At 39.3% G+C, this 1,410-nt stretch carries 1 protein-coding gene; it reads right to left on the bottom strand.

What is annotated here, in order from left to right; all coding sequences use genetic code 11:
• Positions 1–260: 260 nt before the first annotated feature.
• The gene (locus BW716_RS34940; RefSeq protein ID WP_083730662.1) at positions 261–1,337 is read right to left on the bottom strand and encodes an IS110 family transposase; all 1,077 of its coding nucleotides are present in this window, start codon (positions 1,335–1,337) and stop codon (positions 261–263) included.
• Positions 1,338–1,410: the final 73 nt, after the last annotated feature.

Below are 1,410 nucleotides of genomic sequence, written 5' to 3'. Positions count from 1 at the left end.
ATTCCTATAAAAACAATCTTCTCTAAGCAGACATTGCTATGCAAGCTGCAATTTCTTGTATTATTTTCTATAGGATGCCACATGCAAACTCAAAAGAGTGGTCTTATTACTAAGCCACAGACACGCTCCTGCATTGATTGGCAACCAAAGTTTTTATAAGAATTATCAATCGATATTTGTTACCTCCTGACATTGTTTGGAACCCTGCCGGGAGGGGGAAGGGGGGATGGCGCGGCAACAGCGCCTCACCCGGTCTTAAATTATGCCACCAAGCCTATTACATATGCTTGTTGATGGCGCATCACATAAGCAATGCGATTTAATAGCTTTCTGGCAACTTTTACTATTGCTTTATTGCCATTCATTCTAGGCAAAAGTTGTTTGTAATAAAGTAGTAACGCTGGATCTTTCCTAATAGCCATCCAGGAACATTCTATCAGTATTGTTTTAAGGATAGCATTTCCCCGTCTGGTTATGCCCATGATCCTCTCTGTCTGTCCACTATTACGGCAATCTGGTGCAAGTCCGCAATAACTGCATAAGTGGTCTATATTTTTGAATCTATTTATGTCTCCTATTTCTGTAAGAAAGGTCATTGCTGTTAATATGCCAACAGCCGGTATCGTAGTTAATAGCTTTACCCTATTGGCGTAGTAAGACCCTCTGGCTAAAGCTTGTATCTGCTGATCTGCTTGTTTGCGTTGAGCGATTAGAAAATTAGCCTGTTGAACATAATTTTGAAGCAGTAGTTTACTACTGGGTTCAATAAAAGACAATTGATTCAGCCATTCTGTAAAACTGTTTGTCCAATTCCCTGCTGTAAAATTTTCAGGAATATTAATACCGTAGATCTTCAAAAAAGCTTTAATACGATTCTTGATACTAGTCAGATCCTTTACCTCCTTACCTCTGCCTCTTATTAGCATACGATCCGCTTCTTGTTGTTCCCCTGGTACAAAAATGGAGTTCAACTCATTGTTTTTCAGACCGCGAGCAATCTTACGGCTATCAACCCCATCCGTTTTGCGTTTATGTTCCTTGTCACTACTGGGTATATCACCTGCATGAATGACAATACATTCTATGCCTTGTTCTTTGAACGCCCGATGTATCCAAAAACCACAAAAACCAGCCTCATAAGCTAAATGAAACGTTGCGTTGGGATAATGATGCTTAAGATAATTGGCAAGTTTTAATGCATCAGGTGGCTGGCTAAAACTCTTTAACTCAAATTCGTCGCTGTAAATACTGACCATCCAACTTTTTAAGTGGACATCTAAGCCCACATAGATGTGCTGTCCCGTAAAATCGGTAACTTTAAGTGACTTTGTAAACATGGCTCAGAGATTTTGTAATTAAAGTTACATTTCATCTCGAAGCCATGTTTCCTTTTTCAAACATAAGAACTCA

Source organism: [Flexibacter] sp. ATCC 35208, assembly GCF_001975825.1.
GTDB lineage: Bacteria > Bacteroidota > Bacteroidia > Chitinophagales > Chitinophagaceae > Chitinophaga.
The sequence above is the reverse complement of the archived record's forward strand: the minus strand, read 5'-3'. Positions and strand labels throughout refer to the sequence as shown.